At 38.6% G+C, this 2435-nt stretch carries 2 protein-coding genes and 1 pseudogene; all 3 read left to right on the top strand.

All coding sequences use genetic code 11. The features are described from left to right. Nucleotides 1-1005 (top strand): annotated as a pseudogene (locus QZZ35_RS11110) (molecular chaperone HtpG); the annotation flags it as partial. A 64-nt stretch (nucleotides 1006-1069) separates the two neighbouring features. Then, nucleotides 1070-1270 (top strand): hypothetical protein, encoded by a 201-nt coding sequence (locus QZZ35_RS11105; protein ID WP_291237462.1) that lies wholly within the window; start codon nucleotides 1070-1072, stop codon nucleotides 1268-1270. Continuing rightward, nucleotides 1224-2435: HAMP domain-containing protein (locus tag QZZ35_RS11100; RefSeq protein WP_291237461.1), on the top strand; the 1212-nt coding region annotated here is incomplete at its 3' end. The genes QZZ35_RS11105 and QZZ35_RS11100, both read left to right, overlap by 47 nt.

The raw sequence follows: 2435 nt of genomic DNA, 5'->3' as shown, positions 1-2435 counted from the left end.
GAAGCTGTTGAAGGTACAATTAAGCTTTATAATAATCAGGTATTTATCGCAGATAATATTAAAGAAGTTATTCCTGAATTCTTGATGCTGCTTAAGGGTGTTATTGACTGTCCGGACCTTCCATTGAATGTATCCCGTTCCGCACTTCAGAACGACGGTTTTGTACAGAAGATTTCAGATTATATTACAAAGAAAGTTGCGGACAAACTCTCCGGAATGTGCAAGACAGACCGTGAAAATTATGAAAAATACTGGGATGATATTAATCCTTTCATCAAATTTGGATATATGAAAGATGAAAAATTCAAAACAAAGATGAAAGATTATATTATTTACAAAGATCTGGATGGCAAATATGTTTCACTGAAAGATTATCTTGAAGCATGCAAAGATAAACATGAAAATCAGGTATTCTATGTGACAGATGAGGTACAGCAGGCACAGTATATCAATATGTTCAGAGAACAGGGCATGAATGCTCTTATTCTGAAACATAATATTGATCAGCCGTTTATCAGCATTCTGGAACAGGATGAGAAGGATGTACAGTTCCACCGAATCGATACAGATCTGGCTGATGTTTTCAAAGAAGAAGTCGGTGAAGAGGACAGTAAAGTGCTTGAAGAGAATACAAAGACATTGACAGAAGTATTCAAAAAAGCACTCGGACGGGAAGAACTGGAAGTAAAAGTTGAAAAACTGAAAAATCCGGCAACTTCTTCGATGATTACATTAAAAGAAGAAAGTCGTCGTATGCAGGATATGATGAAGATGTATGGCATGACAGATATGAGCATGTTCGGAAACGAAGGCGAGACATTGATTCTGAATGCCAACAATACACTGGTTCAGTATGTATTGGCCAATACTGAAGGTGAATATACAGATATGATCTGCCAGCAGTTATATGATCTGGCACTTCTCAGCCACAAACCATTGGATGCGGCTGCAATGACAAAATTTATTGAGAGAAGCAATAAGATTCTTGAAGTATTAACGAAATAAAAAAAGAATGGCGGTGTTTAAAATCCGCCATTCTTTTTTTGTATGCATATCATGCGCATATAGATTGAAGAAAGGGGAGTTTTTAGATATAATACATGTAAAGAGGGGGTTAATTATTGGTGGAGAGGATAGAGAAGGGATTAAAAAAGGTATCGATACAAAAGAAGCAGATTTTGATATTGATCGGGTTGGTGATTTTTCAGGGGCTGTTATATTTAATGATATTGAAGGCAAGCGGTATTTTTTCCTATCTTGCCCAAAGTGAGAGTGAACGGATGGTTACGACGACCCGGTCGAGAAAAGATGTGATCGAGCGGATGATGACATCCCAGTGGTCAAACATTGAATCATTTGCGGGACAGATCAATGATCAGGTCAAAGATATTTTAGATAGCAGGGGACAGAATCTGAATGATCTGAAGTCGGATCGGGAACTGAATCTCTTATTGACGGGTACGTTGTCCGGCACAATGATCGACCTGCTTCGTCAAAGCGGAGCGAATGACGCTTATTTTATTTTGGAGGAGGACGGCATACCTGCTCATGACTTTTATGTCACCGGTCTTCGTGTGCGGTCATCCGATCCAAAAGTTAATTATGATACAAAGGATCTTCTTTTGGAAAATGGCGTTTTGTCGAAAGAGATGTATATTCCTCCGGATTCTTTCTGGGAAAGTCGTTTTCGAATCGAAGATATTCCTGAGTTTTACACAATCGTTTTAGATACTGCAAAGAATTTTCCGGATTCGGATATAAATGATCTGGGTTACTGGTCGGATGTTTTTCAATGGCATCCGGAGGATATGGAGATGATCAGCTTTTCGATGCCGCTGATCAATGAAGAAGGAGCAATTTACGGTATTTTTGGAATAGCCGTATCGACAGATTATGTGACATCTTTTATGCCGGACAGAGAACTTGACTCTGAAGGAGGAGCCGCTTATGTTATTGCCAGAGCGGATGGCACAGGACAAAATTACAGACCGTTGATTTCATCAGGGAATTATTCTTCGGATATGGAAAATTTAAATGGGGAGATATCCATGGAAGAAGATATTTTGTTTTCAAAGGTAAAGAAAATTCAAGATACCAATCTGTGTACAGTGACGCATTTTCTTAATGTATATAAATATTCGTCCAGATATTTTTCAGACAGATGGTATATTATTGGAGTTGTACCGGAAAATATATTATTCAGTACATTGAGACAGTTGCGCTTTCTGATCGGAGTTGCTCTGATCAGTTCAATTCTTATTGCCGGTATTGCAGCTATCGTTATGGGCAATCATATGACCTATCCGCTCCGGAAACTGGTACTGGACATAAGACAGCAAGAAGGAAATGAAAACTTTAAAAACACGCCAAGCGGTATACTTGAGATTGATGAACTTCGGGATGCTATCTGCAGCATGGATGCAAGTATAAGGGAA

The organism is Frisingicoccus sp. (assembly GCA_016298055.1).
Lineage (GTDB): Bacteria > Bacillota > Clostridia > Lachnospirales > Lachnospiraceae > Frisingicoccus.
This window is presented reverse-complemented; position numbering and strand designations above follow the sequence as displayed.